Source organism: Kineothrix alysoides (assembly GCF_000732725.1).
GTDB classification, from domain to species: Bacteria; Bacillota; Clostridia; order Lachnospirales; family Lachnospiraceae; genus Kineothrix; species Kineothrix alysoides.
In genome coordinates this window covers 329,562-347,418 of sequence record NZ_JPNB01000003.1, presented here as the reverse complement: position 1 = coordinate 347,418, position 17,857 = coordinate 329,562, and the positions used below count along the sequence as shown (strand labels likewise).

20 protein-coding genes, 1 tRNA gene and 1 pseudogene are annotated in these 17,857 nt (G+C 39.1%); 12 read left to right on the top strand and 10 right to left on the bottom strand.

The features are described from left to right. The first annotated feature begins 221 nt into the window (after positions 1-221). From CC90_RS0121435 to CC90_RS0121415, 5 genes are all read left to right on the top strand, one after another. Positions 222-653 (top strand): MarR family winged helix-turn-helix transcriptional regulator, encoded by a 432-nt coding sequence (locus tag CC90_RS0121435; RefSeq protein ID WP_031392755.1) that lies wholly within the window; start codon positions 222-224, stop codon positions 651-653. A gap of 21 nt (positions 654-674) precedes the next feature. Then, a complete protein-coding gene (locus CC90_RS0121430) occupies positions 675-1,373 on the top strand; it encodes a pirin family protein (RefSeq protein WP_031392754.1) in 699 nt (232 codons plus the stop codon). A gap of 42 nt (positions 1,374-1,415) precedes the next feature. Continuing rightward, the gene (locus CC90_RS0121425) at positions 1,416-1,988 is read left to right on the top strand and encodes a nitroreductase family protein (protein WP_031392753.1); all 573 of its coding nucleotides are present in this window, start codon (positions 1,416-1,418) and stop codon (positions 1,986-1,988) included. An 11-nt stretch (positions 1,989-1,999) separates the two neighbouring features. Further along, a complete protein-coding gene (locus CC90_RS25345) occupies positions 2,000-2,365 on the top strand; it encodes a CPBP family intramembrane glutamic endopeptidase (protein WP_031392752.1) in 366 nt (121 codons plus the stop codon). A 352-nt stretch (positions 2,366-2,717) separates the two neighbouring features. After that, positions 2,718-2,798 (top strand) — tRNA-Leu (locus CC90_RS0121415). 28 nt (positions 2,799-2,826) lie between these two features. Here CC90_RS0121415 and CC90_RS22765 read toward each other — a convergent pair. Together CC90_RS22765 and CC90_RS0121405 are read right to left on the bottom strand one after the other, a co-directional pair. After that, on the bottom strand, positions 2,827-3,573 hold the full coding sequence (locus tag CC90_RS22765; protein ID WP_157837576.1) for a site-specific integrase: 747 nt from the start codon (positions 3,571-3,573) through the stop codon (positions 2,827-2,829). Positions 3,574-4,005: 432 nt separating this feature from the next. Beyond that, the gene (locus tag CC90_RS0121405; RefSeq protein WP_031392751.1) at positions 4,006-4,452 is read right to left on the bottom strand and encodes a cupin domain-containing protein; all 447 of its coding nucleotides are present in this window, start codon (positions 4,450-4,452) and stop codon (positions 4,006-4,008) included. 305 nt (positions 4,453-4,757) lie between these two features. Here CC90_RS0121405 and CC90_RS23900 point away from each other — a divergent pair, with 305 nt between their 5' ends. From CC90_RS23900 to tnpA, 3 genes and pseudogenes are all read left to right on the top strand, one after another. Then, complete coding sequence (locus tag CC90_RS23900; protein WP_081906098.1) at positions 4,758-4,919, top strand: helix-turn-helix domain-containing protein; 162 nt, start codon at positions 4,758-4,760, stop codon at positions 4,917-4,919. 143 nt (positions 4,920-5,062) lie between these two features. Next, the gene (locus CC90_RS24295) at positions 5,063-5,227 is read left to right on the top strand and encodes a hypothetical protein (RefSeq protein ID WP_157837575.1); all 165 of its coding nucleotides are present in this window, start codon (positions 5,063-5,065) and stop codon (positions 5,225-5,227) included. Positions 5,228-5,663: 436 nt separating this feature from the next. Continuing rightward, a pseudogene (gene tnpA, locus CC90_RS22760) lies at positions 5,664-6,135 on the top strand (IS200/IS605 family transposase). Positions 6,136-6,814: 679 nt separating this feature from the next. Here the strand turns inward: tnpA and CC90_RS0121385 are convergent. Together CC90_RS0121385 and CC90_RS0121380 are read right to left on the bottom strand one after the other, a co-directional pair. Continuing rightward, a complete protein-coding gene (locus CC90_RS0121385) occupies positions 6,815-7,702 on the bottom strand; it encodes a fructose bisphosphate aldolase (RefSeq protein WP_031392750.1) in 888 nt (295 codons plus the stop codon). Positions 7,703-8,039: 337 nt separating this feature from the next. Continuing rightward, complete coding sequence (locus CC90_RS0121380; RefSeq protein ID WP_031392090.1) at positions 8,040-9,215, bottom strand: IS110 family RNA-guided transposase; 1,176 nt, start codon at positions 9,213-9,215, stop codon at positions 8,040-8,042. 258 nt (positions 9,216-9,473) lie between these two features. Here CC90_RS0121380 and gpmA point away from each other — a divergent pair, with 258 nt between their 5' ends. Beyond that, complete coding sequence (gene gpmA / locus CC90_RS0121375; protein ID WP_031392749.1) at positions 9,474-10,244, top strand: 2,3-diphosphoglycerate-dependent phosphoglycerate mutase; 771 nt, start codon at positions 9,474-9,476, stop codon at positions 10,242-10,244. A gap of 183 nt (positions 10,245-10,427) precedes the next feature. Beyond that, the gene (locus CC90_RS25340; protein WP_081906106.1) at positions 10,428-10,529 is read left to right on the top strand and encodes a cysteine-rich KTR domain-containing protein; all 102 of its coding nucleotides are present in this window, start codon (positions 10,428-10,430) and stop codon (positions 10,527-10,529) included. A 54-nt stretch (positions 10,530-10,583) separates the two neighbouring features. Here the strand turns inward: CC90_RS25340 and CC90_RS0121365 are convergent, their stop codons facing one another. Further along, positions 10,584-11,138: a TetR/AcrR family transcriptional regulator gene (locus CC90_RS0121365; protein ID WP_031392747.1), complete on the bottom strand. Its 555-nt coding sequence runs from the start codon at positions 11,136-11,138 to the stop codon at positions 10,584-10,586. A gap of 211 nt (positions 11,139-11,349) precedes the next feature. Here CC90_RS0121365 and CC90_RS0121360 point away from each other — a divergent pair, with 211 nt between their 5' ends. Continuing rightward, complete coding sequence (locus CC90_RS0121360) at positions 11,350-13,029, top strand: ABC transporter ATP-binding protein (RefSeq protein WP_031392746.1); 1,680 nt, start codon at positions 11,350-11,352, stop codon at positions 13,027-13,029. A 90-nt stretch (positions 13,030-13,119) separates the two neighbouring features. Here the strand turns inward: CC90_RS0121360 and CC90_RS24470 are convergent, their stop codons facing one another. From CC90_RS24470 to CC90_RS0121345, 4 genes are all read right to left on the bottom strand, one after another. Beyond that, on the bottom strand, positions 13,120-13,278 hold the full coding sequence (locus CC90_RS24470; RefSeq protein WP_165919326.1) for a hypothetical protein: 159 nt from the start codon (positions 13,276-13,278) through the stop codon (positions 13,120-13,122). 235 nt (positions 13,279-13,513) lie between these two features. Further along, positions 13,514-13,600: a putative holin-like toxin gene (locus CC90_RS24755; RefSeq protein WP_242843380.1), complete on the bottom strand. Its 87-nt coding sequence runs from the start codon at positions 13,598-13,600 to the stop codon at positions 13,514-13,516. 116 nt (positions 13,601-13,716) lie between these two features. Then, positions 13,717-14,712, bottom strand: coding sequence for an SPL family radical SAM protein (locus CC90_RS0121350; RefSeq protein WP_031392745.1), 996 nt, complete (start codon positions 14,710-14,712; stop codon positions 13,717-13,719). A gap of 120 nt (positions 14,713-14,832) precedes the next feature. Then, positions 14,833-15,270 carry a cupin domain-containing protein gene (locus CC90_RS0121345; protein ID WP_035316015.1) on the bottom strand — a complete coding sequence of 146 codons (438 nt, stop codon included), beginning with the start codon at positions 15,268-15,270 and terminating at the stop codon, positions 14,833-14,835. Between the two features lie 276 nt (positions 15,271-15,546). On the opposite strand from CC90_RS0121345, the gene CC90_RS0121340 reads away from it, so the two are divergent. Beyond that, a complete protein-coding gene (locus CC90_RS0121340) occupies positions 15,547-16,776 on the top strand; it encodes a 6-phosphofructokinase (protein WP_031392743.1) in 1,230 nt (409 codons plus the stop codon). Between the two features lie 67 nt (positions 16,777-16,843). Here CC90_RS0121340 and CC90_RS0121335 read toward each other — a convergent pair whose 3' ends face one another. Further along, entirely contained in the window at positions 16,844-17,746 is a 903-nt protein-coding gene (locus CC90_RS0121335; protein WP_035316014.1) for a helix-turn-helix transcriptional regulator, read from the bottom strand. Positions 17,747-17,857: the final 111 nt, after the last annotated feature.

Sequence of the window (17,857 nt, the reverse complement as noted above, 5' to 3'; positions counted from 1 at the left end):
TTATACTGGCCATGCGGAAATTCCTCGTTTCTTGTTGCGTTTTGGTTTGGCGTTTAAATATAACACAGAAATAGTATTTCCGTCTTTTTAATTATTCAGTTGTAACACATGTCTTGTAATCCTACAATTTAAGTATATTTTAATTGAAATTATGTATTGACAATAAAATTTAAAAATGATAATATCTTGATATCAAGATATTATTAAAGGAGGCAGATTCCATGGGAGATGATTCCGCCAAGCTGGTAATTGCTCTATCCAGGAGCTACAATGTTCTGTTTACCTTAATTGAAAAAAACGTAAGAAATTATGGACTGACGGTCAGTGAATTCGGTGTATTGGAAGCATTATTGCATAAAGGTGAGTTACCGGTGCAAAAGCTTTGTGAAAAAGTATTGGTTACAAGTGGTTCAATGACATACATTGTAAATAAGCTGGAGGAAAAAGGATACGTTAAGCGTTACAAATGCGAAAAAGATGCCCGGATTTGGCTTGTCCGGCTAACCGGACCGGGACATGAATTTATTTCAAAGATTTATCCTCAGCATGAGGATTTTTTAAGAACGATATTAAGTGAAATAGATGCGGCCGAGAAGGCAGATTTAATCGAGAGCCTTTTTCGTATGAAGGATATTTTGGAGAGAAAGCCATAGACTAAAGGATGGTGATAATTTATGGTAAGAAGAATGGATCATAAAAAAATGGGAAAAAGTAATCTGGGATGGTTAAATAGTATCTTTCATTTTTCCTTTGCAGAATATTATAATCCACTGAATATGAATTTTGGTGCCTTAAGGGTCATCAACGATGACTTGATTGATGCAGGAACAGGATTTGATATGCATCCGCATGAAGATATGGAGATTGTATCCTATATTATAAACGGAGAATTGACCCATGGAGATTCCCTGGGAAATACAAATACATTAAGCCGCGGCGAAGTGCAGTATATGAGTGCCGGTACCGGCATATTCCACAGTGAGTTCAATCGGGGAAATGAAACCTTAAGGCTTTTACAGATTTGGATTTTACCGGATCAGACGGGCTATAAGCCAAATTACGGAGATTATCGATTTAAATGGGAAGACAGAAAGAATAAGTGGCTCCAAATCGTGAGCGGTTCAAAGGGGGATGCACCCATTCGAATTCATCAGGATGCAAACTTATATGCTATAGAATTGGAAAAGAATCAGGAAATTATTTTTGAAGTCGGGAAAAGGCGCCAAGCCTATTTGGTCCAGATGGAAGGAAGTTCCGGAGTTAATAACGAAAGCATAAATATGAGAGACGGGTTGGAGTCGGTCGAGGAGGATTTAAAAATAAAAGCCTCTGAAGATTCACATATTTTAGTAATAGAAATGGAAAAACAATAAAAACAAATAAAAACAATTAAAAACAAAAAAGGAGAGAGTGCTATGACATTTATTAACAATTTAGAAAAAAGAAGAACTTATTATAACATCAATCGGGAATTACCGGTATCAGAAAGTGAAATAATTGAAATCATTGAACAGGTGACAGAAGCAACGCCGGATGCTTTTAATATGAAGAGTGCCAGAGCCGTAGTTGCATTAGGCGAAAAACAGGATCTGTTATGGGATACTATTTATGAAGTGTTTGACGGTCAGGTTGCGAGAGAAAAAATTGATAGCTTTAAGAACGGCTATGGAACTATTTTATATTTTATTGATGAAAATGTAGTGGAATCATTGCAGAAACAATTTGAATTTTATGCGGACAAATTCCCGAACTGGGCGAGTCAGGCAAACGGAATGCTGCAGTTCAATCTTTGGACGGCACTGAGAGAGGCTGGAATTGGAGCTTCCTTGCAGCATTATAATCCGGTTATTAATGAAGCTGTTGCAAAGCTGTTTGACCTTCCCGAAAAATGGACCTTAGTGGCACAAATGCCGTTTGGAGGAATTGGAGAAGAACCGGCACCGAAAGAAAAAGAAGATATAGCAAAAAGAGTTATTGTTAAGAAATAACTTATTACTTTATGAAAACGCTTCAGGATAAACGGAAGCGTTTTTCTTTTTTTATTGCCAGTTCGATTACATCTGTTATCTGGATTTTATGGCATATTCCATTCTTTTTTGTGGCAGGAACCGGGCAAAGTGAGATGTCGTTTCTCCTTTTTTCGATTATGGTTTTAGGAAACTCCTTTGCACTTTCCGCAATTTATCGTATTAGTGCAAGCGTTTGGCTGTGTATTTTGTTTCATGCGGTATTTAATGCATTTTCCTTTTACTGGCCTGCGGGGCAGGATATTACCACTACTATTATTAGTACCGTTTGTTTGGTTATTATATCAAATATTATTGTACTTTTAAGAGATGGCAAGAGACTAAAACAACATAAGTGATTTTATTAAGTAAAAGGAGCATAATCTTTGCTCTCAACTTCCGGTTAATCAAGCAGAGAGTTGAAACACTTTTAAAATATGCGGATTAGGGAAATATTCGTCCGCTTGTTATTACCAAGGTAAGGGAAGGGTTTACTCTTACATGCTTTTCCCTTTTAATATAGCGCTTTTAATTGAAGGATTAGCCTTTTTATAGGATTGAAAGGAACAAGAGAATTTTCTGATTGGCTGGTTATGGCTGTGACCATCTGCAGTGACGAAAGATATCCAGTAAGGATCCGGCAAATGTATCCACCAAATGTATTGACAGTGGAACGTCGAGATGATAATATAGCATACGTGAGTAACATAAGCGGATGTGGCGGAATTGGCAGACGCGCCAGATTTAGGTTCTGGTGTCCCCGACGTGCAGGTTCAAGTCCTGTCATCCGCAGTGTAAAACCCTCGAAATATCGGGGGTTTTATTTTTTGTGTTGCATATCGTGTTGCATAATTCCGCTGAAATGAGTGTTTGCAATGTTATTCATCTTAATTTCTTGGTCTGATAATGCATGTCTATACACCTGCTTAAGGACAGCATCAGACCCCCACCCCCCGCGTTGCATAATGTATGCGTCCGGAATCCCCATAGCATGCTGGATAGAGGCACAATAATGCCTCAAATCATGAAAACGGAAATGAGGTAGTCCTGATGCCCTTTGAATATCTATAAAACGATCCGAAACCTGAGAAGGGTTAATTTGTATAATACGTCCTTTTTTCCCTTTTATTTTTTCTAATATGAAGTCGGGTAGAGGTATAAATCTATCGCCGGCAAATGATTTTGTTTTTTTAGTTACCCATTTTTTATTTTCGTCCATAACAAGCGCGTTTTCTACATGAATTATTTTATCTTTGATATCAGTAGATTCTAAGGCGCATATTCCACTTCTTCTCATCGGTCCGAATGCTGCGAGTAGTATTGCTATCATCATTTCTTCGTCATTTACATGCTGTAATAAGATTTTCACATCATCGTCTGTAGGTATGTAAAATTTTGGTTTTACTTTCTGCGGCAAGCTCGTATTAAGGTGGAATTCAGGCCTGTAAACATTAGGTACAGCAGATAACAACCCATGCATATTTCTGACTGTTTTAGGAGAGTGTGAACAAGCTTCTTTATTAATCGCAATCTGGATAATTTCTTGGGTTATATCATAAATAGACAAATTCATAAGCTCTTGTAAGTCTCTTCTTCTGGAGCGTTTATATTCCCGGATTGTCGCAGGGGATAATACACTGCTTCTGGATTCGATATATAAATCCATAGCCGTGCCAAAAGTTATATTATTTTGTGTGGCTCCTCTCTCCTTGAGTATCTTTTCGCGGTTAAGGGAAAAATCGAGAGATTGGCTTTCGGCTTCCTTCTTTCCTCTCTTGGTCGTATCATCACTTGTAAAAGATTCATAGATTCTTTTTTTCTTTTGATTCCCACTTTTATCTAAAACGGGTAGTCCGTCATTATCAAATATTGGCTCTGAATGACTATAGACTAAGCAACGTCATGAACCAGAAGGTAACTGTTTTGCGTTTGCCATAGATAAGGAGGTGCGCCTTTTCTGTATACCAAAATACATATGAAACTTGATATAAATTTTCGGTTAAGATTCGTCGTATGAAAACCACTCTTCCTTCGTTGCATATTTCGTGTTATAGGAATGAAGGGACGGAGCAGAGACTGTAAACATTTTTAAATCGATGGATCCTATGTTAACTACATTATTCCACACACCGGCAGGAACAAATGCCCCGAACCCGCTATATAAAAGTGATTGAAAATTAAGGCAATTTTCACAGGTGCCCATAGTTATCAATGCGCTGCCTTGTGCAATATAAAAAAAGCGATCAGAATTTTGGCGCATATCTAATCCAGTTTCGGAACCTATAGGCACTGACATGAGTGCAAACTGCATGTTTCTGCTGGTCCACTTTGTATCAAAGAAGAGATTGTTATTTATAGCATCCAGTGCTAAGTTAGTCACAAAAATACTGGAAGTCTCGCCCATAAATCCGGAACTGTCATTAGTGTTGTCTGAGAATATATCCATGTAGTTACTCCTTAAGAGGTTTTGTGATAGTATTATATGAATTGGTTGTACTAAGTTATGTAAGATTTGAAATAGAAGTTTTTGAAGGATGCAGAATGTAAGGGCGACATAGAGCTTGCGTAGATTTGCAGACAACGATAGGGAGCAATCTTTACCGGCTCTTAATTTAAGCCCCAAGGAGCTTTTTACCGTTTGAGAAAAATTTCACAACGTTCAAGGTATGTTTCCCATAGGAAACACTATTTGAATACAATAATAAATATACGATTAATGCAGATAATACACGCAATAGGGAGTATATCTGCATGAAAATTAATTTGCACGAATTAAGAATAAAAAATGGTCTTACGGTTAGGGGGCTTGCGAATATATCCGGCGTGGGCGCGGGAACTATAAGCAAAATCGAGCGGGGAAACATGAACCCATCCTTGCTTACGATTTGCCGTCTGTGCTGCGCTGGAGGTTGAAATAGGAGAGATGGTGGAATGCAAAGAAGAGTAGTACAACATGTTTTTTATTGTGCTATATGTTGTAGTTAAAAATAAGAACAAACGTTCCATAATGGGATTCGGCAAACGTGTGTTCGATTTATTTATAGAGGGCGTTACGAATGACAAAAGAAGACAAAGAGACTTATGATGAAATGACAAACGAGGAGTATAAAAAAGAAATTAAAATAATACAGGATAAACCACTCAAAAGTATTGATGATAATTATCTGTTAAGATACAGGTATATTTGCTTAATGGAAAATGAAAAATACATACTGGAATAATGACTAAAAGTCCCATCTTATAGCATAATTTTTAGTATGGGACTTTGCGACTTATGAAACATAAAGGCTGATGATTTCACGTACAAGCGTGTTGCATTTTAACATTTTAAGGTATAAAATTCATGTTTTTACTGTATTTATTATATTATAGTAGAAACAACAAATGCCGCATTTACGCGGAATGCCGAATTATCAAGGAAAAACAAGAATATTTGATACGGGTTCAAGTCCTGTCATCCGCAGAAGTCTTGGTTTTCAAGGTAATGAGAGAATCCCTCTGGAGAAGTCCGGGGGGATTTTTTGTATAGTCAATAAAAATAAACCACCTGCTATGCAGGTGTGTTCTCAGGCAGCTTTAGCTTCAAGTATAAAAACCTCCATGATACAATAAATGCAGGTTCGCCAACCGCATAAATATAACCAAGGAGGTATCCAAATGGATAAGAATAGTTTAGCACACACTAGATGGGAGTGTAAATATCATCTGGTCTTTGCCCCCCAAATATAGAAGGCAAATAATCTATGGAAAAATCAAAGCGGATGTTGCACGGATATTAAGTGAATTGTGCAAAAGAAAAGGAATTGAGATGATAGAGGCAGAATGTTGTAAAGATCATGTACACATGTTGGTAAGAATACCACCAAAGTATAGTGTATCAGAAATTATGGGATATCTAAAAGGAAAAAGTTCCCTGATGATATTCGAAAGGCATTCGAATTTAAAGTATCGGTATGGAAATCGTCATTTTTGGTGTAGAGGATATTATGTAGACACGGTGGGAAAAAATGCAAAGAAAATCGAAGAATATATAAAGAACCAACTACAAGAAGATGAGACATACGATCAAATGACATTAAAAGAGTATATAGACCCGTTTACGGGTGAGCCGGTACAAAAAGGCAAATAAAAAGGCTCTTTAGAGCCAGCCAGAGACCGCAGTGCGGAAGGCGAACTTTTCAGAGCCTCTTTAGAGGCAAGCAGGGAACGGCGACTTATAGTCGCAGAGCAAACTACCGGCTAAGCCGGTAGTCATGATTGCCCAGAAATATAGAGATTATGCGGGTTCTGCAAAATTCTTAAGAGTGTTATGGTCAAGCGTTTTTGTAACACCACTACCTAATTATCCAACCCCAAACCTTGCTTCATACAGTGTCTGATATCCATTGTATGAATGAGGACGAACTTGATTATATCAATTGTAAGCATACTCCGAAACAGCATGATTCAGTTACTCATCAGTGTTAAAATGAAAGCGATTGATTAATTCAGCCTTGAAAGAATTGTAGTATCGTTCCATCGGAGCATTAACATAAGGGCATCCAGCTGCGCTCATACGCTAATCCAAAGTTGTTGCATGAAGGAACAATTCATAAAATATTTGTAGAGACATTAATGCACAGAAATAAGTTGGTTTCTAATAGTGCAATTAATTTGAATGATGGAAGCTATTATTTTTAAGAATTTTTAAAGCATATTATTTATATTATATAATATAGATGAGGAAGACGTAATAAATCGAAAATTCGGCTCTCCACTTCAATTTTACTTTCTTATATTAATATAGAAGGGGAGAGCCGATAAATCCATTACGTAATTGATGCTGCATAAATAGCTTTAATGGAGTTTGACAATGTCGCATTAAATTCTTCATCCGTTTGTTGAGCTGTCAGGCTTTGCGATAGTGCACGCGAAAAGCTAGCGATCAATCCTTGATTACGTGATAACTTTTCATTTGCTTCAATTTGGGTATACCCTCCGGACAGAGCCACAACTCTTGCAATATGAGGCTCACCTACTAAATCACTAAAGAAATTATCTTTTGTTGGTATGGATAGCTTAAGCATGACTTTTTCGTCTTGTCCCAGGTTAGAGAATTGATTAAAAATTTCATGCTTTAATATTTTTTCAGATTCTTCCTTATCCAAGCTGTGAATATCCACCTCTGGTTCAATAATTGGAACTAAGCCGGCCGCAATGATTCGTTTGCCAATCTCGAATTGTTGCTCAACCACCTTTTTTATTCCTTCGTGGTTGGCATCTTTAATAACAGAGCGCATTTTCGTTCCGAAAATGTTCTTTTCAACAGCCCGCTTTAAAAGACTATCCAAATCTGGGATTGGCTTCATAAGCTGAACACCATTTTCTATATCGGACAGACCTTTGTCAATCTTTAAAAAAGGAATGACACCCTTCTTCTCCCAAAGGTAATCGGCAGTAAATTGATCGTCAATGGTGCGATCCATTGTGTTCTCAAATAAAATGGCGCCCAGAATATACTCGGAAGAAAATGAAGGACTTGTTATAATCCGTTTTCTCATGTCATGTACTAAATCAAACATTTCTTCTTCATTGGAATAGCTGTCTTCCTTAATACCATATTGAAGGAGTGCTTTTGGGGTACTTCCGCCGCTCTGATCTAAGGCAGCAATAAAGCCTTTTCCTGTTTGAATTCGATCCATTTGTACTTTGTTCATAAAATTATCTCCTTTCTGCGAATGTGTCCTAAATTTATTATAGCATGTTTGTACACTTATACAATTCTTCATTTAACAAAATAAACGTTTATATTTCTCATTAAAAAGATATTACAATACAGTTGGCTTGATTTTTGATATAATTGAAATAAATTATAATTAAATTTTTATATTTAAGTTAGACTAACTATTAAAAGTCAAGTCTTAAAATGGTATTTTTGAATGATTTGCAGAAATGCATTTCAATATAGAAAAATGATATTTAGAACCTTGATAACTGCATGACAAATAGAGCATCTTTGCAGGTGCTCAAAAAGGAGATTTTCAAACAGAAAAGTTAAGATGATTTAGCGTAAGCCTGTCCCGATTTTTCCAACTGATAAATAATCCTGACCAGTTTTTTTGCAGCATGGGAAACCGCAACATTATAATGCTTGCCCTCTGCCCGCTTTTTGGCAAGATAGGCTGCAAATACAGGATCCCAGTTACAGACAAATTTGGCGGCATTAAAAAGTGCATAACGCAGATATCTGGAACCACGTTTTTCCATATGGGAATAAGCGGATTCCAACTGTCCGGACTGGTAGGTGGATGGAGATAATCCGGCATAGGCAAGAATCTTATCGGGAGAATCAAAACGGGAGAAATCGCCGATTTCAGCTAGAATCATAGCACCCATACGGTAACTGATACCGGGAATGGTAAGAATGGGAGAATGGAGGTCATCCATAATCCGTTTGATTTCCCATTCGATTTCATCAATCTCGGCATCTAATTCACCAATCAGCTTTAGGGTATGTCTCAGTTCCAGAGATTTTGCTGGCATAGTTGAACCGATAGAGATTCTGGCAGCTTCCCGGAATAAAATGGCGGTGTCCCGATCATAATGTCCCCTGGAAGTAACAGAAAGCAGATTGGTCAGTCTGGTAAGATGAGCAGAAGCAATCTGCAAGGCACCTGGAAATTCGCTTAACAAAGCGGAAATAGAAGCCATATGAAGAGTGGGAACCAGGCTTTCCAATTCGGGAAAAAGAATGGAAACCAGACGGGAAATGGAAGTCCTGAGTTTTGCCCGTTCTTTTACTTTATCAAAACGGTAGCGGGTAAGTGACTTAAGTTCCTCATTGTGATAAGATGTGTCTGAGTAGGACTTTAAGTTCACATCAGACATAAGCATGGTAGCAATCGTATGGGCATCCACTTTATCCGTTTTCGTCTTTCTGAGACTTAGACTTTTTCTGTAAAGATTGGTATGTAACGGGTTGATAACAAAGGTGGTCAGACCTTTATCAAGAAGATACCCCAAGATGTTATAACTGTAGTGTCCAGTGGCTTCAAGCCCTACTTTTACTTTGGTTAAATCATCGGTAACGGAAGAAATCTTCTGATAGAGTTCATCAAAACCATCGCGGTTGTTTGGAATGGTAAAAGCTTTAAAGAGCACTTCTCCATCCGAGTTAGTGATAAAACAATCATGTTTATTCTTGGCAACATCAATTCCAGCGTATATCATAGAAAAACTCCTTTAAATGTATTTGATACTGTTTTAGACCACGGGTGCTCTCTGCGATTGTAACCTCGTACAAAATAAACCGTCATGCGGTATCTAACTGATTAACAAATATACAAAGAGACTGTGGTTAGAGCCTAACTTAAACCATCAAGTGGTAGGAGGAAAAAACTAATCCACAGTATCTAAAATCAGCATAGCTTATACCGGAGAATTGGTAAAGAAAAGCTATGACTATATAATACGAGGAGGTAATAACATATGAAACTGATTATCGTTAGACATGGTGAAAGTGAGTGGAACAGGCTTAACTTATTTACGGGATGGACTGATGTAGAGTTATCCGAGCATGGAAAACAGGAAGCAAAAAGTGCAGGACAACTGTTAAAAGAAGAGGGGTATGATTTTGATGTGTGCTATACATCATATCTTAAAAGAGCGATACAAACCTTGAATACTATATTGGAAGAAATGGATAGAGAGTGGCTGCCGGTTAAGAAATCATGGCTGCTTAACGAACGTCATTATGGAGCGCTCCAAGGGCTGAATAAAGAAGAAACTACAAAAAAATTTGGACAAGAGCAGGTGCAAATCTGGCGCCGTTCCTATGATATCCTACCTCCGGCATTAAGTGAAGATGATAGTAGAAACCCAAGGCATCAGGAACAGTATAGAGAGATAACAAAGGAGAGCCTTCCTTTAGTAGAGAGCTTAAAAGATACAATAGAAAGAGTAATTCCGTATTTTGAGCAGAACATCATAAATGACATGAAGCAGGGTAAAAGAGTTATTATTGCCGCACATGGAAACACGATCAGGGCTTTGATAAAATATCTGGACCGACTATCCGAGAAAGAAATTATATCGGTTAATATACCTACAGGTATACCTCTTGTGTATGAATTTGATGAAGATTTTCAAGTTATTAGGAATTACTACTTGGGAGATAAAGATCTTATTGAAGAAAAAACAAAAAAAGTGGCCGATCAAGCTAATATAAACAAGAATAAATTGGATGTACTACAGAATTAAGATCGTCAAGGAGTAAAATGATATATTATATCCTTGAAGCAATAAAATCATCGAATGGTAAGGAGGTAATATATCTATGGCAACAAATGTCGAAACAATGTTTTACACAAGGGAAAACCTTGGCATGGTCTTGGGACTATGGTAATGGAAGAAATGGACTATACGGAATGGAAATAATAGTAGATCCTATCCTGCCCCAGATGCAGGCAGTGGATTATAGTGGATGTTCAAAAATTACATATTACTGTTATCAAAGAGCCGAGTGCTAAGAAGCAGAGCCGATAACTTGTGGAGAGGTGATCCGCAGTTACCGGCTCTTTTTTACGCTAGCACAACGCTTTAAATATCCGGCCAGTAAGAAATTGTGTTATCAAACATTTTTGATATGATAGCGGCCATTTCTTCCGGAGCTTCCTGAAAGCCGGAGGAAATCCAATGAATCAGTACATTGTGAAAACCGCCGGTGACAAAGGAAATATTATACTGTAATTCTTTTGAGATGCTGCCGCTTGCTTTTGCATAAACCGATGGCATAAAGCTATTAAGCATTTGAATGAGCATGGCGAACAGAGATTGATCTCTCTGAGCAGTTTTCAAAAATTCAAGATGACAAGTCCAAAATTCAAAGTATACTTTGGCAAGAGTGTAGAAGGTGCGTTCCTGAATTCTTTTTAACACGGCAAGATATTCAGCTTCAAGGGTAGAAAAGTAAAACAGTAAAACATCGTTCTTATCCTTGAAATTACGATAAAATGTACGCCTGTCAAGATTAGCTTTTTTACAAAGCTCTGATATGGTAATTTCCTCAAATGTCTTTTGCTGGATCAATTGGAACAGTGCTTCCACAAACCAATTTTGTGATTTGACTGCTAAAGTGTGAGTGCTTCTTTCCATAGGAATACCTCCTGAAAATGCCACAGAATATCGGTAAATGTGGCGTGTTATGCCAAACTATTGCTTATGATTTTCTTCTCCATTATACTATAATCACAGAGTCGCTACAAGTGTAGCGAATAGGTTCTTGGTTGGGAGGAAAGGTTGAAAGAAAAGCACTTTCACCATCCTTGATTTGTACGCCCGCTAAAGCGGGCAGATGGGAGAAAAGATGAAAGGTTTCTTAGAGGGCAGCAGATGGCTGCTGTTTGCCACAATCACTTTTTGCCTGTTGGCAAATATTGCGTTGGTATTAACCTCAAAGCAGTATGAATGGTTTTTTGATGTGGTTGCGTCCGGGGACGTTTCCAAATTTGCATGGCTTGTGCTATTCGCCATGGGCTATATCGTTGTGATTGCAATATTATTCTACATCTACTTGGTTTGCAGCAAAAAGCTCATCAAACAAGTTCTTGTGCAGCTGCGGGGGAAAACCTTCAATGGAATCATGAACAAAGACATGAAGGTCTATTATGAGCAAAATACATCAGAATATATTTCCGTACTGATAAATGATATCAATTTGTTGGAGGAAAACTGGATGAAGCCAATGCTTGGCGTTTGCGAAAGTACCGGAATGTTTGTAACTACAGTCGTGATGCTCCTTTATTACAGCCCATGGATTACCCTGTCCATTTTCGTAACCTCTGCTCTTGTGTTTTTTGTACCTACTGCATTGGGGAAATACCTTTCTAAACGTCAGCAAGGCTTATCAAAAGAACTGGCGTCCTTTACAAACAAGGTGAAAAATATCTTTTCAGGTTTTGATGTTATTCACTCGTTTAACATGATGTCTCACATCAATAAAAATTTTGTCATGTACAACGAACAACTGGCGCAAAGAAAGTACGAAGCCGACCATTTTAAGGTTGTGAATGATACGGTGGCGCAGGTGCTGGGTATTACAATACAGGTCGGCACTTCCTGCCTTAGTGCATATCTGGTATTGAACGAACAAATCACGATTGGTGTTTTGGCGGCAGTAATCCAACTATGCAGCCGTTTTGTATCTCCCTTGATGTCGATCATGAACAATTTGAGCCTTATCAAAAGCATGAATCCGATTATACAAAAATTTGATGACTTGTCAAAAAAATCACAAGAAACTTGCAGAAACAAACCGCATTTCAGCGATGCGATCACAGTGCTTCAAATGAGCTTTGCTTATGGCAGTCACCCTGTGCTTCAGGATATTAGCTTGGAGATACTACCTGCCAAAAAGTATGCAATCATGGGAGAAAGCGGCTGTGGAAAAACAACCTTGGTAAAACTTCTTCTGGGCTACTATTCTAACTTTACCGGAAGCATTCGGTATGATAACGAAAATGTTCTTGACCTTGATTCCTTTGGGCTTAATGAAATGGTTTCCATCATTCAACAAAATGTGTATATGTTTGATGAAACTATTATGTACAACATTTGCTTGCAGCAGGAGTACTCAGGGGAAAGTCTGATGCAGGCGCTTGACAGCAGCGGCTGTCGTAAAATATTAAAGGAAGGTTTGAGTATAGACTATCGGGTCGGTGAAAACGGCTGCAACCTTTCCGGCGGTCAAAAACAGCGGATTGCAATTGCAAGGGCACTGATCAGGAAAACCCCTATTTTGATATTGGATGAGGGTACGTCATCGGTTGATATGCAAAGCGCCTATGAGATAGAGGATAACTTATTGGCCATCAAGGAATTAACGCTTCTCTCTATTCTGCATAAAACGAGTGAAAATTTACTGCGTAGATATGATGAAATCATTTATATGGAAAAAGGACGGATTGCCGAGCAAGGATCTTTTGACGAATTAATGAATAAAAAGCATGCTTTTTACAAATTCTATACTATTTCTGATGAAACGTAAGGTCAGACTGAATATTCTTAGTATCGGTTCCGCAAGAAGGTAAGTGAAGTGTGCAAACAAGGCACGGATAGTTATGTACCGAAGGGGAAATTAATTCCCTCCGGGTCCATCTTGACGCGGCCTTGATGACTCAGGAAGCGGCTCCACATTGTAATCAGGCTTAGTGTGATTTTTACTCCTCGGCAAGTCTATTTCCGGGATGTTACCATCATCAAAGGTATCCTTGGGTTCATTGTTTTTAGATTTCATAGCGCACCATCCTTTCGAGTATAGGGTGTGCAGGAGAAGAGATATTTATGCAGAAAATTTATTAATATAAAGGCTTTCCGCATAAAGGCATATAGAGAGTAAAATGTGCTTCGCTTGCGTTTTTGACCAAAGGTATTGGAAGCATGGACTTTGTTTTGTACGGCAGCGAACCGCTTCCTATGATATAAAATAAGCTGCAAATCCATGCTATAGATTTGCAGCTTATTAGAAGAACTTACTTTGTATTATGCACATATACGAGTAAAGCAACTAGGAAACCTCCGAATTGAAATATTAAAGATAATGTTTGATATGTATCCATAATAAACATCCTCTTTTTTCTATATATATGCTAGTTGTCCCGAAATTATTCTCTAAATTTGTAAATTATTGCGTTAATTGAAAAGTGTGTCAGACTCTCAGCCCTAAGTCCCCCAATTATGAAATATATAATATTGTCATATTTGCTAATTGCTGAGACAATTGCTGCTGTAAAAAAGCCTCTGCTTCCTGCCGAACATCGTTTCGGTAGCAATATTTGCCGCGGCCGCGGCCGGTCATAGTTTCCCGGTTCAAAAGATTCGTAGAATTAGGAAAGGCATCCGTGTTAATGGCATTTTGTACGAAGCTATAAGTCATTAGTATAATCTCTATAAAACCATTTTGTTTGACTTTTGGGCTTAGCTCATCGGACAGCTGCTCAATCAGTCTGCCATATAATTGCTTCCAGTCCGGAAGCAGAATGATAGGAGCAAGTAATATTCCCACCGGATATCCGGCTTCCGCCATCTCATTCAATGCATGGATTCGTGCCGGCAGCGAGGATGTCCCTAATTCTATGCGGTGTATAATTTCTTCGGGATTTATGCTCATACGAAAAATAATCTTGCCTTTGTGCTCGAGCCCAAGCAATGGGTCCACCATGTCGAATTTGGTCGGAAAGGTAAGATGGCCGCGGCCTTCCTGCGCAAAACGCTGGATGGTATAGATCAGGTTATCCGTAATTGCATTTTCTAACAGCAAATCGCTGTTGCTGCCAATTTCAAAGGTTTGCGGCATGGGTGCGGCAGCAGCTTTTTTAAGAAGCTTGTCCAGCATTTGCTCTCGGTTGACGAACAAGCGAAGATAAGAGCATTTGTTATAATTGCATACCAGATAACAATACAAGCACATTGCCCGGCAACCGGAGGAGGTATATGGTACCAGCCAGTCCGAAACCTTATGGTTGGATACGTATTTATGAGTTTTTCTTATACCTATGATTAGATGGTTCTTTAATTTTGTAAAATCACGGTTCTCTGACGCTGCCAATTCGGGTATATGGTTATGATTCTCTATTTCTATCCAAGGCAAAGCAGAATATTTCTTTTGGAGCATCTGGCCCAATTCATAGTTGAGCGCAGTGGGTTCATAATAAACGGCATCAAAGCGCATATCCATTTTTGGAATCCTCCTAACAGATATAGCTTTCCCCTAAATAGGTGTTTTTATTATTTGATAAATGCTCAGATAAACCTCAAAAAAATTCAGGCAGTGTGCTTCCGTCGGAGGGCACTACTCCATATTTTCGTAGACTGCCGATTCCTCTTTCGTCCGGTACGTGCTTCCGTGAGGATGAAGCGAAGGGGCATAGATAGTAAACATTTTTAGCGGAATGGAATCAGTATTGATTATGTTGTGCCATATACCTGCGGGAACCATGACTGCATAATCTTCTTTTATATGTGCCTGATATTGAAGGCAGTTCTGACAAGACCCCATGACGACCAGGGCGCTGCCCTGTTCGATATAGAAAAACTGGTCGGAGGTCTGGTGAACATCCAGACCGATGTCAGTGCCGACAGGTACGGACATAAGGGCAAGCTGCATATTTTTGCAGGTCCAGCGGGCGGTGCGGAAGTAGTTATTGCTTATCGTGTCTTGTTTTAGATCGGTCACAAAGGGTTTGGGCCCTTGATCAATACTGCTTGTGGTACTATTGTAATAATCCATGAATTGCTCCTTGTAAATATCTATATCATTATTATATGAATGTGCGGTATTATGTGATGTAGAGATAGAAGGCGAGTCGGTTAGTTATATTTGTCATCGAGAAATAAGCATATAAAAAATGTCGCATTTAATATTGACATTTTCAAAGAAGGATAAAACGGGTATTTTAACTTGTATTGCCGAAGTGAATCTGTTATAATCGGTGGTGGTAATTGACCGCATACACAAGATGCGGTTGAAATAAAGAAATTTTAAGAAGATCAAAGGAGAGGAAATATGAAAGGAAATATTGTTGTTGGACAGTCCGGCGGACCTACAGCCGTAATTAACTCATCGGTAGCTGGCGTATATGCAGCAGCTAAAAAGTTTGGCGTAAAGAAAGTATATGGTATGGTACATGGTATCCAGGGATTTTTGCAGGATAATTTGTGCGACCTCGATGAATATCTTTCAGATGAGACCGGTATTGAGTTATTAAAGAGAACTCCTTCAGCATTTTTAGGCTCCTGCCGTTTCAAAATGCCTAAAATTGAAGGGCATGAAGAAGTATATGAAAAAGTATTTGAAATAATGGAAAAACATGACATTGAATGTTTATTCTATGCAGGCGGTAACGACTCTATGGATACCGTGAAGATGCTGTCTGATTATGCAGCCGCTCACAATAAACCTCAGAGATTCATGGGCGTACCTAAGACTATCGACAATGACCTTCCGATTACGGATCACTGCCCGGGATATGGCTCTGCAGCGAAGTATATCGCTACGAGCTTGAAGGAAATCATCCGCGACAATGAGTCCTTCGGTGTTGAGAAGCCTACCGTATGTATTGTAGAGATTATGGGACGTCATGCAGGTTGGTTGACTGCAGCGGCAGCACTCGCAAAGGGAGAAGATTGCAGCGGCGTGGACGCTATCTACCTTCCGGAAGTAGCTTTTGATGTGGACAAGTTTATGGCTAAGGTAAAAGAGCTCGGAGCTACGAAGAGTTCAGTAGTAATCGCAGTATCCGAAGGCGTAGCTTTGGCAGACGGACGTTTCGTATGCGAACTCGCAGATTCGGATAAGGCAGTGGATGCGTTCGGACACAAGCAGTTGTCCGGTACTGCGGCATACCTTTGCTCTTTGGTCGCAGATGAGACGGGCCTTAAGGCTCGTGCGGTAGAATTCTCTACCTTACAGCGTGCAGCTACTCACCTCGCTTCCCTGACAGACATCAACGAGGCATTCCAGGTTGGACATGACGCTGTTGTTGCCGCAGAGGAAGGCAAGACCGGCATGATGATTACTCTTGACAGAAATGGAGACGATCCTTATCAGTGCGGTACTAGTGCATATGATATTCATGCAATCGCTAACGTTGAGAGACCGGTTCCGGCAGAATGGATTACAGCAGATGGATGCGGCCTTAACGAAGGCTATGAGAAATATGCAAGACCTCTCATTATCGGCGAGTTACAACCTTTATTCGTAAATGGTCTGCCGAGACACTTAGTAAGAAAATAGTTTTTTGAAAATATTTTTATAAAACGAGACAGATGCAATGTGAATTGCATCTGTCTTTTTTAATATCCTATTTCGAATGAGTTTTCCGATAATCGCTGGGAGAACAGCTCATAATCTTTTTAAAGGTTTCTGCAAAGTAGCTGCTCCCGTGAAATCCTATTTCTACGGCAATTTCCGTCATGGATTGACCTCCGCTTAAAAGCAGGGGAAGGCTTTTTTGTATGCGATAGTTCAATAAGTATGTAAAGGGAGTCTGGCGCAGCGTTCGCTTGAATAAATGACAGCATTCGCTTTTGCTTATATGGCAGGAACCGGCGATGTCCTGAAGAGAAATATCCTCGCTATAATGAGACTGGATGAAGCCGATTGCCGTTTTCAGGCGGTTGATGTCGGTTGCTGTGCCGGTCTCTTTTTGATTTAAAAAGGGCTGAAGCTCTTGGAAAAGGAGAAACCATAGTGAGCAGAGCTTTTCCGCAAGGAGAAGCTCATAGCCGATCTTCGCCTGGTCTTGCAATTCGGCGGCCTCCAAAAGCAGGGAAATCATTTGTTTTCCAAAGGGGGAATCCCCGCCTAAATATTTGGAAAAGAGTTCCGGTTCCGTATAGATGGGATTAACGTACCGGTTGAAGATAAGGCTGTCCTCATAGCCGAAGATGATAACAGGATTGAGTACAAAGGCGATATAGCTGCAGTCTGCCTCCGCACCGGCTGTTCTGGCGGTATGCAAGACATTGGAGTTAGTGAAAATCCCGTTTCCGGCACTGATTTTATATAAGTTATCGTTTGCCTGGTATTCCATGCAGCCTTCCGTTACATAGGTAAATTCCACTTCAGGATGCCAGTGGATAGGAAAAGAATCCTGCTCATAATTGGAAAGCCTCTCATAGCCCACACGAAAAGGAAAGGAATATTTGTCGGTAGTATTTCTTTCCTTCAGATTATTATCAAGAAAAAGTCTGAATTTCTCCATGGAATCCTCCTATAGACAATATTGTTATAGAAAACTACATTTTTAATATAGAATAAATATATTTTCATACATTATACTTGGTATATAGAGAAAAAGCAACGTGTATTAGGG